Genomic DNA, 14,027 nt, shown 5'->3' with positions numbered 1-14,027 from the left:
TCGCTTGAAGTGGGGGATTCTTGGGTCATCGAACCTCTTGGTTCGAAGTGGACCAAGCGATCCCTGTGGTCCCCACAGTTCCAGGGCGATATGACGATCTATATGGCAATATCCTTAATGTTTCGGGCTGCATTGACATCCCAATCATGGAGGGTCTGGCAGGATGGGCACACCCATTGCCGTACCGAAAGATCCTTAACTTCTCGGTGCAGCGCTCCGCATACATGGCAGGTTTGACTTGTCGGAGCAAACGTATTTGCAATCTTGAGGGAGCGCCCGTACCATTCAGCTTTATACGTGAGCTGCCTTCTGAACTCACTCCAGGACGCATCGGCGATCCATTTGGCCAGCTTGTGATTCTTGAGCATGTTAGACACCTTTAGGTCCTCGATACTGATCGTTTGGTTTTCACGAATCAGCTTGGTGGACAGCTTATGCAAAAAGTCATGGCGGATATTCGCTATTCTCTCGTGGATCCGGGCGACCTTCCGTTTGGCTTTTTGCCAATTAGAACCGTCTTTCGTACGCCGGGCCAACCTCCGCTGCCAGCTTGCCAACTTCTTTTCATACCGGCTCCAAGCTTTCGGATGAGTATCCCGCATCCCCTCGGACGATACCGCAAACGTTTTAAGTCCCAGATCGATCCCTACCGATTTCTCGTTACCCGGCAAGGGCTCCACCTCCACTTCACAGACGAGCGAAACAAAATACTTCCCTGCGGCATTTCGCCGTACCGTAGCCGAGAGAATGCGTCCTTCACAGGGGCGGGAATTTGCAAACCGTAGCCACCCCAGCTTGGGGAGCTTCAGCTTCCTCCCATTTACAGCGATATTTCCATTCGTATATCGAGTAGTATAGCTTTGCACCGGATGTTTACGGTTTTTGAAATGCGGAGCCTGCGTCTGCTTCTTGAAAAAACGATCAAAGCTATCGGCTACATGCCGAACAGCCGACTGCAAAGCGATACTATCCGTTGTTTTCAACCAAGGATGTTCTTGCTTTAGACCTGGAAGCTGCGTAGCACAAGTATTGTACGACAGGCCCTTGCCCGTGGCCGCAAACGTATCCTTCCATTGTCCCAGAAAATAGTTGAACACAAAACGGCAACAGCCAAACATCTGATGGATTAGCTGCTGTTGTGTACGATTGGGGTAGATCCGATACTTGTATGCTTTATGGATGAGCATGCCATACACCTCCGTTCCTTGTAGTTATTATAGCACATATGTTTGGTTTCGAATAGAAAAAAATGGAAATTCAGAAGCCGATGATTCTTTATCATTTACTTCAAGGCAAACCTCTGAGGTTTAATGAGCTAAGAAGATTGCTGCCTGATATCACTCAAAGGATGCTTACGCTCCATCTGCGCGAATTGGAAGAGGAAGAGATCGTGAAACGTGTCGTTTATCCGCAAATCCCGCCGAAAGTGGAGTACTCTATCACGGAATACGGAATGAGCCTGTCTCCGATTTTGGAAACCTTACATCAATGGGGAGCGGCCCATATTGAGCGCAAGCAGCTCAACAAGGCGAAAAATGAACAAACCGAAACGGACTAGCGTTCGACATTACGCTAGTCCGTTTTCATTCGCCGCTTTATAAAAATGGTCCTATTATACATGCTAGCAGCCTTCACCATATCTTTCATCTCTCCATAGTATGTTGGTATATTACGAGATGGGAGGAATGAATAGATGGCAGTTAGTCCGCTTTGTAGACAATTCGCTTCTATTTTGAAGGCAACACCGCAGGTGATTAACGGTGTTTGTACAGCTTCTACGGTCAGAAATAACATCAAACCTACGATTTTAGGCAAAAAAACCAGATCGTTTCTAGCCATCCCTCAGGCATTTTCCTTTGAGAACATTGGCCGTAACGGGAGAGCATTGTGTCTTGGCGAAACTGTCATTTTGACCGCGGAAATCAATCCATTTATTTCCCGGCTGCGCAGCCATGGCATCAAGGTCACTGCGCTTCATAACCACTGGTTATTTACCAACCCTAACCTGTGGTATATCCACTTCGAAAAGAACGAGAAACCGCTAACTTTCGCGAGAGACGTGCGTGATGCACTTAACGTCTTGACAACAAAAACAGTTCGGCCTGTTGTTATCAAGAAATGAGACCGTTCATTTGAATGGACCACAGGATGCCTCTTAGAAGGGGAGCCTCTATTAACGGGGAGCAATCTGTACGTCCGACACCAGATGTTTTTAGGGAATGGGAGAAGCTTCTTGGACCGCTGTGGTCACCAAGACGGGCTACGCGTCGGTTTAAGAAATTGGAAAGGCATAACGGAGAAACCGATAATCCAGCGCACGGGGATACCACGGACGGCTGGATATCAGGCAGGAACCAGTACATCCCACATCGATGGCCGAGAAGCTTACCGCTACGAGAACCAGGAAGAGTAAGTGAGTAATCTTATCAAACGAGTTAGGATGAAATGCCCCCTTTAGAATGGACATGGAAACCCCCTTGGGTATTCCTATGAATTCTAAAGGGGGATATTTTATGGCGATTAAAGGACAGAAAAAATGCCCGGAAATCGGGTTATACTGCAGCTGTACTTTCTTATGCCTGTGCTTACATACGTAGACTCCTTTAGAGAAGGCTTGTCGAGAGAATATTTTTCACTTCGTCTAAAAAAGCCGATAGTGCTGGTGTAATTAAGGTGTCTTTGCGCTTAACAAACAGAGTCGTTACAGAGGAATACTCAGTCGGCAGCCGGTGACTGATTACCTTTCCTCGCTCCTCATAATCAGCAATGATCGAGTAAGGGAGTAACGTAATGCCCAGCCCCGCATGAACACAAGCAAGAATCGTTTCAAGCGTACCGAATTCCATTAATTTTACCGGCAATAATCCTTCTTCTTGGAAAAGAGAATTAAGCCTGGCACGATATGAACATCCTTTAGGAAACACCAGCATCGTATGATTCTGCAAATCATGGATGGAATCAACCAAAGGGTGTTCGGGGGAAGTTACCAGTACGAGTGTCTCTTCAAAAACGTTCTCTTGACATAAATCAGGATGCTGGATCGGACCAGAAACAAATGCGCCATGCAGTTCATAATGGAGAACGGCATGAAGCAGTTTTTCGGTGGGCCCGGTCATGAGAGAGAAATCGACATGAGGATACTTTAAATGATATTTAGCAAAGACGGCAGGCAGCCGAACGGCTGCCGTCGTTTCCATCGAGCCGATGGACAGAGGGCCCGTAGGAATGGACGCATTCCCGACCGCTGCCCTGGCTTCATCCATCATATTTAATATCTTTTCGGTATACGATACTAAAACTTCTCCGGAAGGAGTAAGGGTAATTCCTTTTTTATGGCGATAAAACAACGTCGTCTGAAGCTCAGCTTCCAATTGCTGAATCTTGTTTGTCACATTGGATTGCGCATAGTTTAACTTTTTGGCGGTCTTGGAAATGCTGCCTTCACGAGCTGCTTGAACAAAAATCTCCAATAAATGAATGTCCATAAGTGAAATCTCTCCCTGAAACTGAAGTATCTGAAAACGAGATATATAAGATCATGTTTTCGAATTATACATGATGGATAAAGTCGGTGTAAACTAATTTGAAGATATTCATAATGAGGAGGGAGCAACGATGGCCATACAACTATATAGCAAATTTTGTGAACTTTTCGATATTCGTTATCCCATTGTACTTGCAGGCATGGCTGGAATTGCGAACATGGTTCCGCTCGTATCCGCAGTTTCTAATGCAGGGGGTCTCGGAACCCTGGGCGCTGCTTATATGACACCCGAAGAAATAAGGGATGCGATACAAGCCATCAGGAAGCTGACTCAAGCTCCTTTTGCTGTTAACATTTTTGCTAACGTTGGACCGGATCATTATGAAAATTTTAATGCCGTTAATGAAAAACTGAATGCGATCCGTGACTCATTAGGGATAGTACAACCTGATCAAAATGGAATTCATACACCAGATCGATTTGATGAACAATTTCGCGTGCTGTTAGAGGAAAACGTTCCGATTATTAGTACAACCTTCGGTTTATTATCTGATGATCACATGCAGCAAGCGAAATCATTAGGTATAAAAATTATGAATAAAGTAACAACTGTAGACGAAGCGATCCAGGCTGAACAACGAGGATGCGACGTTATCGTTGCTCAAGGCAGTGAAGCCGGAGGACATCGCGGGACATTTGATACGTCATCCAGACCATCTGGAGCCAACATCGGAACGATGGCGCTTGTCCCGCAGATTGTTGATCAGGTGAAGGTTCCCGTTCTTGCGGCTGGCGGAATTATGGATGGCAGGGGGCTGGTAGCTTCGCTTGCTTTAGGTGCGCAAGGGGTACAAATGGGGACAAGATTTTTAGCCTCAGCGGAGTCGGGTGCACACCCGGTTTATAAACAGGCACTGCTTGAAAGTACGGAGGAAAGCACCGTGATCACCAATGCATTTTCGGGACGGCCGGCAAGGGGAATACGCAATACGTTTATCCAACATTGGGAAACAAGCGATATTAAGCCTCTTCCTTTTCCTACACAAAATACACTAACACGAGAAATCAGAAATGCTTCTGCCCGTCAGAACAACCCGGAATATATGGCGCTTTGGGCGGGACAAGGCACGAGAATGCTTACAGCGGATCAAGCCGCAGGCGATATTGTGAACCAGATCGTTGACGATGCCAAAAAAATTTTGATCTAACGCATTCGTAGACGAGAATCACTAACCCTAAAAGGAGTAGATGATATTGCCTCTTATTCGTTTTGATTTAATCGAAGGCAGAGATCGGGAGAGTATCAAGCGTTTATTGGATGTCTCCCATGAAGTCATTGTTGAAGCTTTTGATGTGCCCCAGCGAGATCGATATCAAATTGTTCACGAACACCCCAATGATCATATGGTGATTGAAGATACCGGCTTAGGGATTCATCGAACAAACAATGTTGTGGTCATAACGATCATAAGCAAAACCAGAAGCGATGACAAAAAGGAGAAGCTTTATTCGTTATTAGCTGAAAGGCTCGAGCAGCATTGTGGAATATCTCCAAGTGATGTCATGGTAAGCATCGTTGAAAATGGAGCAGCGGATTGGAGCTTCGGGCTGGGTGAGGCCCAATTTTTGAATGGGAAATTATAAAAGGTGTTTATAGAATAGAGGTGTTACCATGACGACGTATCATACCGTTGATATCGATGGGGTTGAAATTTTTTATCGTCAAGCCGGGTCAGCAGACAAGCCGGTGCTTATTTTACTTCATGGTTTTCCGAGCGCAAGTCATATGTTTAGAGACCTGATCCCTGTATTAGAAGAGCATTTTCTTATAATTGCTCCGGATTATCCGGGTTTTGGGAACTCCGCCTCCCCTGAGCGAACTGATTTTGAATATACATTTGATCATATTGCCGATGTAATGGAGCGTTTGATCGCTAAGCTAAATCTTACGAAGTATGCACTATTTGTTTTTGATTACGGAGCACCCATTGGATTCCGTATTGCAATGCGTCATCCAGAACAAATTACAGCAATAATCAGCCAAAATGGTAACGTGTACCGGGAAGGTCTGGGGGAGAAATGGGCCGCGAGAGAGGAGTATTGGCATAACCCAACCCAAGAAAAGAGAGAAAGTTATAGAACGGCCTTTGCCCCAACGACCATTAAACATCAATATGTTGATGGAACAAAGGGCAACTTGGTCTCTCCAGACGGCTACACGCTTGACAGCGCGTATATGTCTCGACCTGGGAATGACGAAAAACAGTTGGATTTAATTTACGATTACCGAACGAATGTGAACATGTATCCGCAGTTCCAGCAATATCTCCAAGAGTACCAGCCACCTCTATTGGCGGTTTGGGGAAAGAATGACGTTTCATTTATTCCTGCAGGCGCCGAAGCCTTTAAAAAGGATCTGCCCCAAGTAGAGGTTCATTTATTGGACACAGGCCATTTCGCTTTGGAAACACATGCTAAGGAAATAGGAGAATTGATCATACCATTTTTAGCCGGCTGTGCTAATCTATAAACTCTATATAAAAATAAAGGATGCCATAGAGAACATCGCATCGGGCTCCTTTATTTTTGTCCCTTCATGTAATGAGTTCCGCAGTCCGCCAGGCTAAATAAAATTAAAGTTTCGGTAGTATCATCTGATTAAGGTGTATCTCCGTATTCTTTACCGAATTCCCCCATCTTCTCAAGGACGGGCAACAGTTTGATTCCCTTGTCTGTTAACGAATATTCTACTCTCGGAGGAACTTCCGGATAAACATCGCGTTTAATAATTCCATCGTTCTCCAACTCTTTGAGCTGCTTAGTGAGCGAGCCTTGGGATAAATTCCCCAGAAATTTTTTGACATCCGAATAACGGCGTGTTTCTCCTTTCAGATACCATAATATAAAGTATTTCCAACGTCCGGATAGGACGTTCTGGGTAAAAGCGATCGCGTACATATCTCTATGTTCATCCATAAACTTCGGATCAAATCCTTGATTGCAAACCTTCATTGAACTCACTCCTCATCCAAAGGTACAAAAAGATGTACTATGTTCATTTATATTGCCCTCTTTGCAAACGAAACGAATATACTTAAGATTGTGTTCGACAGCCAAAACCATATTATTTCGGTTTATAGTTAGCAGGCTAAGTAATGATTATACTTTTTGAATTTATAGTTAGCAAGGGCTAAGATCAGGCTGCGGCCAAGATGATAAATTTAAAAATAAAGGAGATGTTTTACATTGAGTAATAAAATAATTCGCACAGGAATCATAGGTGCTTCGATTCATAACGGATGGGCCAGCGGGACACATATTCCTGCGATCGAGCATTTGGATGAATTCAAGCTTACCGCAGTGGGGACAAGCAATATGGAAAGTGCGAAAAAAAGCGCAGAAGCGTTCCACGCTGATCACGCCTTTGATAACATGGAGGATTTGGCTCATCATGCCGATGTCGACATGGTCGTTGTCAGCATTAACGTGAAGGAACATTATAATGCGGTTAAAGCTATGGTGCCTGCCGGTAAACCGATCTATTGTGAATGGCCGCTGGGCTCTAATACGGCTGAAGCACTTGAAATGCAGGAATGGGTGGCATCCGCCCAAATGCCAAATGCGATTGGGCTACAGGCCAGACAAGCCCCAGCCATTCAGTATGTGAAAGATCTATTGGAAAAAGGTTATGTTGGCAGAGTGTTGTCTGCCCATTTAAAGATCTCTATTGAGGGTATGGGTGGCGTTGGTGACAAGTCCACGGCATACTTGTTTGACCGACAGATTGGAGGGAATTTGTTGACCATTGTAGGCGGACATAATCTGGATGCATTTACCTATATGCTTGGAGACTTTACCGAGCTGTCCGCCCTTACAGCACAGCAGTTTCCTGAAGTCGAATTGGCAGACATTCAGAAAGTCATCAAGAAGACGACAGATGATCAAATATTGATTGCTGGAAAATTATCGAGTGGTGCAGCCGCCAGTGTTCATATTCAAGGTGGCGTCAAGCATCAGACAGGACTAATGCTTGAAATTTTCGGAGACAAGGGAACCATCGTGCTGAGCGCGCCTGCATCGATTCAATTCGGCTCACACCAACTACGTGGTGCTGGACATGCGGACAAGGAGCTTCGTGAGCTAGTCATCCCGGATTCCTATTACACGGCTCCACAATCTTTAAAAGAAGACTCAGGATTGGTTCTGAATGTGGCTCAGGCTTATCGTAAGTTCGGCCAGGATATTCAGGAAGGAACGTCCTTAACCCCTACGTTTGCGGATGCGGTTAAGCTTCACCAGTTACTGGATGCCATTGAAAAGTCAGCCCGCACCGGTGAACGTCAATTTCTTTAATACGACTTGAACTCGAATCTGCAGCGATCAAGCATGTCTCTGAACAGAATCATTTAACATAAACATAAAGGTGCCCATAAGATGAAGCTCTAGGGTAAATTGACACTTGTATATACTCGTGATACATTTTTGTCTGCTAAATATAATTTGTACGACAGTGAGGTTAATGGATGACAGATGCCGTAGATTGCGATATTCGCCAGTTATTAGATCGAATTTCCTCCCAAATGCGTCGAAATTATAGTGAATCCTTAAGGGAACTTCATCTTTATGTAGGGCAAGATAATTTGCTGTATCGTCTGTGGTTGGGTGATGGTGTAACACAAATGCAGCTATGTGAACATTTGAAATGTGAACCGCCAACGGTAACGAACATGGTTAAATCCCTAGAACAGAACGGGTTTATATATCGTAAACGTGATTTAAAAGATGCAAGAATCATGCGTATTTTTCTTACGGAGAAAGGTAGGGCATTAGAGAAACCGGTCGAGATGAAATGGAGAGAGCAGCAGGAGAAATTACTTCAATCCATTTCTGCGGAGGATCGGTTGGTTTTAAGACAATTAATGCAGAAAATGGAGAGTAATATTATATAACTAGATATTCTGTCCTTCATTGTTCCGCTGTGGAGGAAAAAACATTCTCACTCTAAAAGTCGCGAATTTAGCGGCTTTTTTGTTATATCGTTTAAGTTTTTGTCCCTGGTCGAAGGGATGGAGCTGTAATTATGATAAGATTTCTTCCATGGACTCATTTTACAAAAATAAGCATCTTCTGCTATTTTCCTTACTATATAATATAGTAAAATCACACTCGGAAGGAGGTGGCGCTCTTGCCATATGCCGTCAGTTTTATTATAGCCGTACTGCTCACATCGCTATCTTATTTTTTGGGCAGCCGTATATTTACCAATGGAATTGCAATGTGGCAGGCCGTTGTGATCGGTGCATCCGTAGTTTCACTCGGTGCTATCGCTGAGGCGCTTGGATTACCTATTTGGCTGATTGTTCTTATACCGTTTCCGGTTGGGATGTTGTTGTTATTTCTATTTTTACATCAGCCACTATACATCTGGTTTATTACATATTTGATTATTCTTGCTATATATTCATTAATTCACGTCATCGGAAGTTACTTTTTTGAGTTTCATTCTTTGATTCCTGCTTGGAAATTATCTTAAGGTAGAACTTATACGAGTTAACCGGAGCTTAAATGCTCCGGTTTTTTTGCAGGTCAAAAGGGATATGGCTGCATGGTAAAGATAAAGAGTGTTCCAAAACCCGCCTTATTCTACGGATGTTCAACCAGACTGGATAAAGGGACAGTCATTTCCTGCTCCGAGTTTCCGATCGGATAGATCCGCGCGGTTTCATCCTCATTGACATGCTGGATGAAGATAGGCGCATCCTGATAAGTTACATGTTTCATAATGCCTGACTCACAAATTTCAATCGCTCTTTGTTTGTTCATGGGAATTCTCCTTATTCTGAAGGCTCATTCGATGGATCAATATGACGATGGGCGGCTCTTTTTATTTCTTGGTCGAGTTTGGATGGTCCTTGAATTTCTGCGGCAGCCTCCATCTGATCGTTCAACTGCTGTTCGATCTGTCCGATTCCGTGCGCTTCCTGTTGTTGTTTGCTCTTGGCCAAAACGATCCCTCCATGTCATGATAAGATCTTTATTTCCTCTGCATCACTACATTGCTCCAAAGCGTAGGACCTTATGCAATAGTTTTTCGTTCAATCGCCAAGATCGGTTCAAGTGCCCGTTACGTCTTGCTCCGTTTTTCATACTTTATAGAGTCGGCAGTATTGAATAAAGAGATCAAGACCGTAATTCGTTGAGACAGGAATTGGGTTGCGGGATTTAGGGATTTTATGAGGAGGCGGTATGGTGACAAGAAAAGTCGTGATCGAGATTAATTTCAACAACTATGGTTTTGACCCGGAGCGTCTAACGAGGGAATGGCTGGTGCGGAGAATGGGCATTTTTCGCAAGTTTACGCTGAACAGCCTTAAGGCACAGACGAATCAGGATTTCCTGGCCGTCGTGAAGCTCTCGAAGGAATCGGGAGAGTTGATGCAGGAAATTTTGGCAGAGCAGGAACCGTTGCCGGCCAATATCCGTTTCGGTACGCATATCGAGAGCGTTCGCGCCATACTCGCCTTTGCGGAAGGATATGAAGACATTTACATTGCCAGACTGGATTCGGATGACCTTTATCACAGAACGTTTGTTCAGCAGCTTTATAACGTGCAGCCAAAGCCAGAGACGATGGCGCTAATTAATCAGAACGGGTATCTCTGGAACAGCGTCAACAATGAGATGGCACCGACGTTTCATCGTTCACCGCAGTTCTATGTGTATCTGTATAAAACGGAGCAGTACGCCTCAGGATACCGCGTCAAGTTACCGGGGAGAGGCACCCATGGGAATGTCATCGATTTGCCGCATGAGCTGCTGCCTCCACGCAATTATATCAATGTCATTCATTCCAGCAATACTTCGGTAAAAAAGGTTCCGCTTAAAGACCGGCTGAGTGAAGATCAGATCGAACAAGTATTACGGGAATTCATGGGCTGAACAGAGGCGTTCTTAATCGATGAGAAAGCTGATGTCATTGACGTTACCACGAAGAGAGATCGGATATCCGCACTCTCTCTTCTTTTCCCGGTTTTATAGAGGTGGAATCCAGATTCTGCGGTCGTTTGAATCGATGCATCAAAGCAATTTGTCCGTTGCTGTTTTACCGAACATACATATACTAAGCGTAGACTGACCACCGGATTTCCCTTTCATTAAGAGGAGTTGAAAAAATCCGGGGTAACATCCTTGAACATCAAAGGAGGGCTATGTGCGTGTCTAAAGAAAAAAAGCTTGTCGTAGAAATGCTCTTTAATAACTGGGGAGCGACAGCGGATCGACTGACCAAGGGATGGATCGAATACAGAATAGATTTATTCATGAAGTATGCACTTCAGAGCCTGCTTCTTCAATCTTCTCAGGATTTTACCTGCTACTTGCTGTATGATCCGAACTCAGAGAAGCTTATACAAGAAACACTAAAAAAGTATCCTCCCTTGCCTTCCAATATCCGTTTCGTCACCCCTAAAGATTACCAAGCTCATGTCATCCAAGATATTAGAGAGTTCAAGTATTTGTATCGCGTCTATCTGTCCAGTGACGATATGTATCACAAAGATTTTATCAAAAAGCTGCATGACTATACACCCCGAAAAGACACGGTTGCCCTGATCCCACAATACGGTTACATCTACGATTCGGTACAACATCGACTGGGGAAATTTTTTTTCTGGCTTCCCAGCTACGGTGCAACCCTGATCCGTGTGGACGAATATTTGAGAGGACAAGCGGCCCGTACTTCCTGGCGCGATGCGTTTAAGGTGCCCAGGGAGTTCATTAATATCAAAGAACCTATCTGGATCAATCATATTCATGGACAGAATACAGGAACCACTTTTGACAATGTGTTGACCTGGAAAATAGCCAATGTTCATGATGCTTGTTCGTTGGACCCTTGGGATAACGGTAAGCAGCCTCGAGCTTTTTTCGGTCCTGAAATTACAGAGCCCAATGAGATCGAACGGATACTGAAAAACTTTTTTTAAAGGTGTCTTTCCAATAGTCATTAAAGGAAAAGATAAAGGGAAGACGGAAGAAAGGGGCCGGTTGTGCAAGCCCCTCTTTCATTTCTTTTTCTCCAATGCTGCTTTTAATCTTGCATTCTCCTCCAACAGCTTTTGAACGTCCGGGATATCCTTGCCGGATACCCAGCCATATAAATCGTCTCTAGCTGCATATTTCGGCAATTGATCGCGAAGCACCATTTTAATGTGCCGTAGATCTTCAACATAATAGATCGGGATTTGTTCCATGACGAATTGTTTGAACTCTTGAAACTGCTGATAATATTCAATGGCTGAGAAGTCGTATGGCTTATGTCTTAATGCTTCATCCGTGACAACAAAGGCAAATCGAGGTTTACCCGCTTCTCCCGCATACTCGTATTCCCACTGCGTATAACTCTTGGTTTCATCATCAGGAAGCGTTAAGCCATAGAATCCGCCGAGAATCAGAATATATACATCGGACTCGTCGATCCATCTTTGCCTGATTTTCATTGGACTTTCCTTGAAAAATTGCTCTATGCCAGCAGGGATATGACCAGCTTGAAGTACGGCTTCGACAGCGGTATGCCTTTCCTCAATCAGATCGTAGTAAGTAGACGATATGTAAATCTGTAATTTTTTTCTCATAGGTCCCACCCAAATGTAAGAATCGGTATCCTATAGAATCTATCACTCTCACTCTTTATTTGTCAAAATGGACTGGGGTACGAGAAAAATCAAAATATCTTTGAGCCTGAAGGCAGTCAAGAGTCTAAAAAAACGAATAAATACGATATGTAATATCGATATCGTTCGTAAATAACTGTGAACAATCGGTTAATTCGTTGACAATGAGTGTTACGTTTATTAAAATACGAAATGGACATCAGGTTGAAAACAGGTATAAGTATCCTTATTTAAGTTAGAAGCTTGCTGTTAAATCCTAATGACGAATATAGGAGCGGGAATTTAACAATCCTATACGCAGATTAGGATTTTTTTGTTTTTATCTAACGTAGCATAATATGAAGGTTGGAGGCTGGCTTGACCATGGATAATTGGTTCAAACTCAAAGAAAGAGGCACGAGCGTTTCAACAGAAATCATCGCAGGGATCACGACATTTTTCACCATGGTATACATAGTGATCGTAAACCCTGGCATACTCAGCAGCACGGGGATGGAATTTAACGGAGTATTCATTGCAACGGTACTTGCGAGCATTGTGGCGACTCTGATTATGGGGATATGGTCCAACTATCCGATCGTCTTAGCGCCGGGTATGGGTCTCAACGCTTTCTTTGCTTACAGTGTAGTCGCCGGATATGGCGTGTCTTGGCAGGTTGCATTGGGAGCAGTATTTATAGCAGGGCTTTTGTTTATTGTTCTATCGCTTACTTCATTCCGTTACATGCTGCTGGATGCCATTCCTGCGAGCCTTAAGCACGCGATCACAGCAGGGATCGGACTGTTTATTACGACGGTAGGCTTGCAAAATGCCGGAATTATCGCCGATTCGGAATCGAATCTGATTACCCTCGGGAACTTGGCAGAGCCAATGACTTACCTGACGATTATCGGATTGATTATCACGGTTGTGCTGATGGCTTACAATGTCAAGGGTTATCTGTTCATCGGTATGGTGATTACCGCGATCCTTGCCTGGATGATGGGACTATTTCAAATGCCGGAATCGATGGTATCCATGCCCGAAGGCCTTACGGCGACGGCTTTCCAACTGGACCTGGCAGGCGTATTCTCTAACGGCTTGTATACGATCATCTTTACCTTCCTGTTAATCACGCTGTTTGATACAACGGGAACGATGCTCGGCGTGGCTGAACAAGCCGGATTGCTTAAGGATGGTAAATTTCCGCGCTCGCGCGGCGCGCTCTTGGCGGATGCCGTAGGGACGACCACCGGCGCTTTGCTCGGTACCAGCCCGACATCGGCTTATATCGAGTCCAGCACAGGGGTGGCTGCCGGAGGAAGAACGGGACTGACGGCGGTAACGGTAAGTGTACTGCTTGCGCTTACGTTGTTCTTTACACCTATCGTAAGTGTCATATCCGGCATCCCTGCGATCACTTCTCCGGCATTGATTATTGTCGGGTACTTTATGATCAGCGTTATCAGCAAAATCAATTGGAAGGATCTCGAAGAAGCTTTTCCTGCCTTCCTGATTATCATCCTTACCCCGTTGACACACAGCATTGCAACAGGCATTGGCGTAGGATTTATCTTCTATCCTGTGCTTAAGCTGCTTCGTGGAAGAGGCAAGGATGTTCATCCTATATTTTACATTTTTGCGGTATTGTTCTTTATCCAGCTTGTATTCCTGGATCACTAAGAAATGGTCGAATAAAAAGGAGAACTGCTAGTTTACAGGCGGTTCTCCTTTTTTATTTCAATATACTGGAAAAACATGATAAAGAACGAACAGTTCTTGAAAAAACCGAATAGTCGTAATACAATGATTTTAATATCCGTTTCTGTACTCATCCGTTTAGGATAGTTGCTGTTATCCACACACGTATTTGGTTTTATAGTTACAGTTGG

General features: G+C 44.3%; 17 protein-coding genes. 11 read left to right on the top strand and 6 right to left on the bottom strand.

What is annotated here, in order from left to right; genetic code table 11:
• Positions 1 to 98: 98 nt before the first annotated feature.
• A complete protein-coding gene (tnpB, locus tag MKY59_RS17635; protein ID WP_339272761.1) occupies positions 99 to 1,187 on the bottom strand; it encodes an IS200/IS605 family element RNA-guided endonuclease TnpB in 1,089 nt (362 codons plus the stop codon).
• A gap of 62 nt (positions 1,188 to 1,249) precedes the next feature.
• Here tnpB and MKY59_RS17630 point away from each other — a divergent pair, with 62 nt between their 5' ends.
• Together MKY59_RS17630 and MKY59_RS17625 are read left to right on the top strand one after the other, a co-directional pair.
• Positions 1,250 to 1,558, top strand: a complete 309-nt coding sequence (locus MKY59_RS17630; RefSeq protein WP_339272759.1) for a winged helix-turn-helix transcriptional regulator — start codon at positions 1,250 to 1,252, stop codon at positions 1,556 to 1,558.
• A gap of 135 nt (positions 1,559 to 1,693) precedes the next feature.
• On the top strand, positions 1,694 to 2,122 hold the full coding sequence (locus MKY59_RS17625) for a DUF1259 domain-containing protein (RefSeq protein ID WP_339272757.1): 429 nt from the start codon (positions 1,694 to 1,696) through the stop codon (positions 2,120 to 2,122).
• Positions 2,123 to 2,603: 481 nt separating this feature from the next.
• Here MKY59_RS17625 and MKY59_RS17620 read toward each other — a convergent pair whose 3' ends face one another.
• Positions 2,604 to 3,485: a LysR family transcriptional regulator gene (locus MKY59_RS17620; protein WP_339272755.1), complete on the bottom strand. Its 882-nt coding sequence runs from the start codon at positions 3,483 to 3,485 to the stop codon at positions 2,604 to 2,606.
• Between the two features lie 130 nt (positions 3,486 to 3,615).
• Between MKY59_RS17620 and MKY59_RS17615 the strand changes: the two genes are divergently transcribed.
• From MKY59_RS17615 to MKY59_RS17605, 3 genes are read left to right on the top strand one after another with little or no spacing between them, the layout of a single operon-like run.
• Entirely contained in the window at positions 3,616 to 4,692 is a 1,077-nt protein-coding gene (locus MKY59_RS17615; protein WP_339272753.1) for a nitronate monooxygenase, read from the top strand.
• A gap of 46 nt (positions 4,693 to 4,738) precedes the next feature.
• Entirely contained in the window at positions 4,739 to 5,128 is a 390-nt protein-coding gene (locus MKY59_RS17610) for a tautomerase family protein (RefSeq protein WP_339272751.1), read from the top strand.
• 28 nt (positions 5,129 to 5,156) lie between these two features.
• Entirely contained in the window at positions 5,157 to 6,014 is an 858-nt protein-coding gene (locus tag MKY59_RS17605) for an alpha/beta hydrolase (protein WP_339272749.1), read from the top strand.
• A gap of 128 nt (positions 6,015 to 6,142) precedes the next feature.
• Here MKY59_RS17605 and MKY59_RS17600 read toward each other — a convergent pair whose 3' ends face one another.
• The gene (locus MKY59_RS17600; protein ID WP_339278430.1) at positions 6,143 to 6,496 is read right to left on the bottom strand and encodes a helix-turn-helix domain-containing protein; all 354 of its coding nucleotides are present in this window, start codon (positions 6,494 to 6,496) and stop codon (positions 6,143 to 6,145) included.
• A 234-nt stretch (positions 6,497 to 6,730) separates the two neighbouring features.
• Between MKY59_RS17600 and MKY59_RS17595 the strand changes: the two genes are divergently transcribed.
• The 3 genes from MKY59_RS17595 (at position 6,731) to MKY59_RS17585 (ending at position 9,017) form a co-directional block, all read left to right on the top strand.
• Complete coding sequence (locus MKY59_RS17595) at positions 6,731 to 7,837, top strand: Gfo/Idh/MocA family oxidoreductase (protein ID WP_339272747.1); 1,107 nt, start codon at positions 6,731 to 6,733, stop codon at positions 7,835 to 7,837.
• Positions 7,838 to 8,007: 170 nt separating this feature from the next.
• Complete coding sequence (locus MKY59_RS17590) at positions 8,008 to 8,433, top strand: MarR family winged helix-turn-helix transcriptional regulator (protein ID WP_339272745.1); 426 nt, start codon at positions 8,008 to 8,010, stop codon at positions 8,431 to 8,433.
• A gap of 227 nt (positions 8,434 to 8,660) precedes the next feature.
• Positions 8,661 to 9,017 (top strand): hypothetical protein, encoded by a 357-nt coding sequence (locus MKY59_RS17585; protein ID WP_339272743.1) that lies wholly within the window; start codon positions 8,661 to 8,663, stop codon positions 9,015 to 9,017.
• A gap of 110 nt (positions 9,018 to 9,127) precedes the next feature.
• Here MKY59_RS17585 and MKY59_RS17580 read toward each other — a convergent pair whose 3' ends face one another.
• Entirely contained in the window at positions 9,128 to 9,307 is a 180-nt protein-coding gene (locus tag MKY59_RS17580) for an H-type small acid-soluble spore protein (RefSeq protein WP_339272741.1), read from the bottom strand.
• 11 nt (positions 9,308 to 9,318) lie between these two features.
• A complete protein-coding gene (locus MKY59_RS17575) occupies positions 9,319 to 9,489 on the bottom strand; it encodes a hypothetical protein (RefSeq protein ID WP_236412365.1) in 171 nt (56 codons plus the stop codon).
• Between the two features lie 244 nt (positions 9,490 to 9,733).
• Between MKY59_RS17575 and MKY59_RS17570 the strand changes: the two genes are divergently transcribed.
• Together MKY59_RS17570 and MKY59_RS17565 are read left to right on the top strand one after the other, a co-directional pair.
• Positions 9,734 to 10,423: a glycosyltransferase gene (locus MKY59_RS17570; protein WP_236412933.1), complete on the top strand. Its 690-nt coding sequence runs from the start codon at positions 9,734 to 9,736 to the stop codon at positions 10,421 to 10,423.
• A gap of 275 nt (positions 10,424 to 10,698) precedes the next feature.
• A complete protein-coding gene (locus MKY59_RS17565; RefSeq protein ID WP_339272738.1) occupies positions 10,699 to 11,469 on the top strand; it encodes a glycosyltransferase in 771 nt (256 codons plus the stop codon).
• Positions 11,470 to 11,547: 78 nt separating this feature from the next.
• On the opposite strand, the gene MKY59_RS17560 is transcribed toward MKY59_RS17565, so the two are convergent.
• Entirely contained in the window at positions 11,548 to 12,117 is a 570-nt protein-coding gene (locus MKY59_RS17560; protein ID WP_339272736.1) for a DUF4062 domain-containing protein, read from the bottom strand.
• 402 nt (positions 12,118 to 12,519) lie between these two features.
• On the opposite strand from MKY59_RS17560, the gene MKY59_RS17555 reads away from it, so the two are divergent.
• Positions 12,520 to 13,818 (top strand): NCS2 family permease, encoded by a 1,299-nt coding sequence (locus MKY59_RS17555; protein WP_339272734.1) that lies wholly within the window; start codon positions 12,520 to 12,522, stop codon positions 13,816 to 13,818.
• Positions 13,819 to 14,027 lie beyond the last annotated feature (209 nt).

The organism is Paenibacillus sp. FSL W8-0426, from assembly GCF_037969725.1.
In the GTDB taxonomy this organism is placed as follows: Bacteria; Bacillota; Bacilli; order Paenibacillales; family Paenibacillaceae; genus Paenibacillus; species Paenibacillus hubeiensis.
The sequence above is the reverse complement of the archived record's forward strand: the minus strand, read 5'-3'. Positions and strand labels throughout refer to the sequence as shown.

Bases quoted from the DNA above. Each gene is read 5' to 3' on its own strand.
- MKY59_RS17600 (WP_339278430.1), bottom strand. From the start codon at position 6,496: ATGAAGGTTTGCAATCAAGGATTTGATCCGAAGTTTATGGATGAACAT.
- MKY59_RS17605 (WP_339272749.1), top strand. From the start codon at position 5,157: ATGACGACGTATCATACCGTTGATATCGATGGGGTTGAAATTTTTTAT.
- MKY59_RS17620 (WP_339272755.1), bottom strand. From the start codon at position 3,485: ATGGACATTCATTTATTGGAGATTTTTGTTCAAGCAGCTCGTGAAGGC.
- MKY59_RS17555 (WP_339272734.1), top strand. From the start codon at position 12,520: ATGGATAATTGGTTCAAACTCAAAGAAAGAGGCACGAGCGTTTCAACA.
- tnpB (WP_339272761.1), bottom strand. From the start codon at position 1,187: ATGCTCATCCATAAAGCATACAAGTATCGGATCTACCCCAATCGTACA.
- MKY59_RS17590 (WP_339272745.1), top strand. From the start codon at position 8,008: ATGACAGATGCCGTAGATTGCGATATTCGCCAGTTATTAGATCGAATT.
- MKY59_RS17615 (WP_339272753.1), top strand. From the start codon at position 3,616: ATGGCCATACAACTATATAGCAAATTTTGTGAACTTTTCGATATTCGT.
- MKY59_RS17580 (WP_339272741.1), bottom strand. From the start codon at position 9,307: ATGAACAAACAAAGAGCGATTGAAATTTGTGAGTCAGGCATTATGAAA.
- MKY59_RS17625 (WP_339272757.1), top strand. From the start codon at position 1,694: ATGGCAGTTAGTCCGCTTTGTAGACAATTCGCTTCTATTTTGAAGGCA.
- MKY59_RS17630 (WP_339272759.1), top strand. From the start codon at position 1,250: ATGGAAATTCAGAAGCCGATGATTCTTTATCATTTACTTCAAGGCAAA.
- MKY59_RS17560 (WP_339272736.1), bottom strand. From the start codon at position 12,117: ATGAGAAAAAAATTACAGATTTACATATCGTCTACTTACTACGATCTG.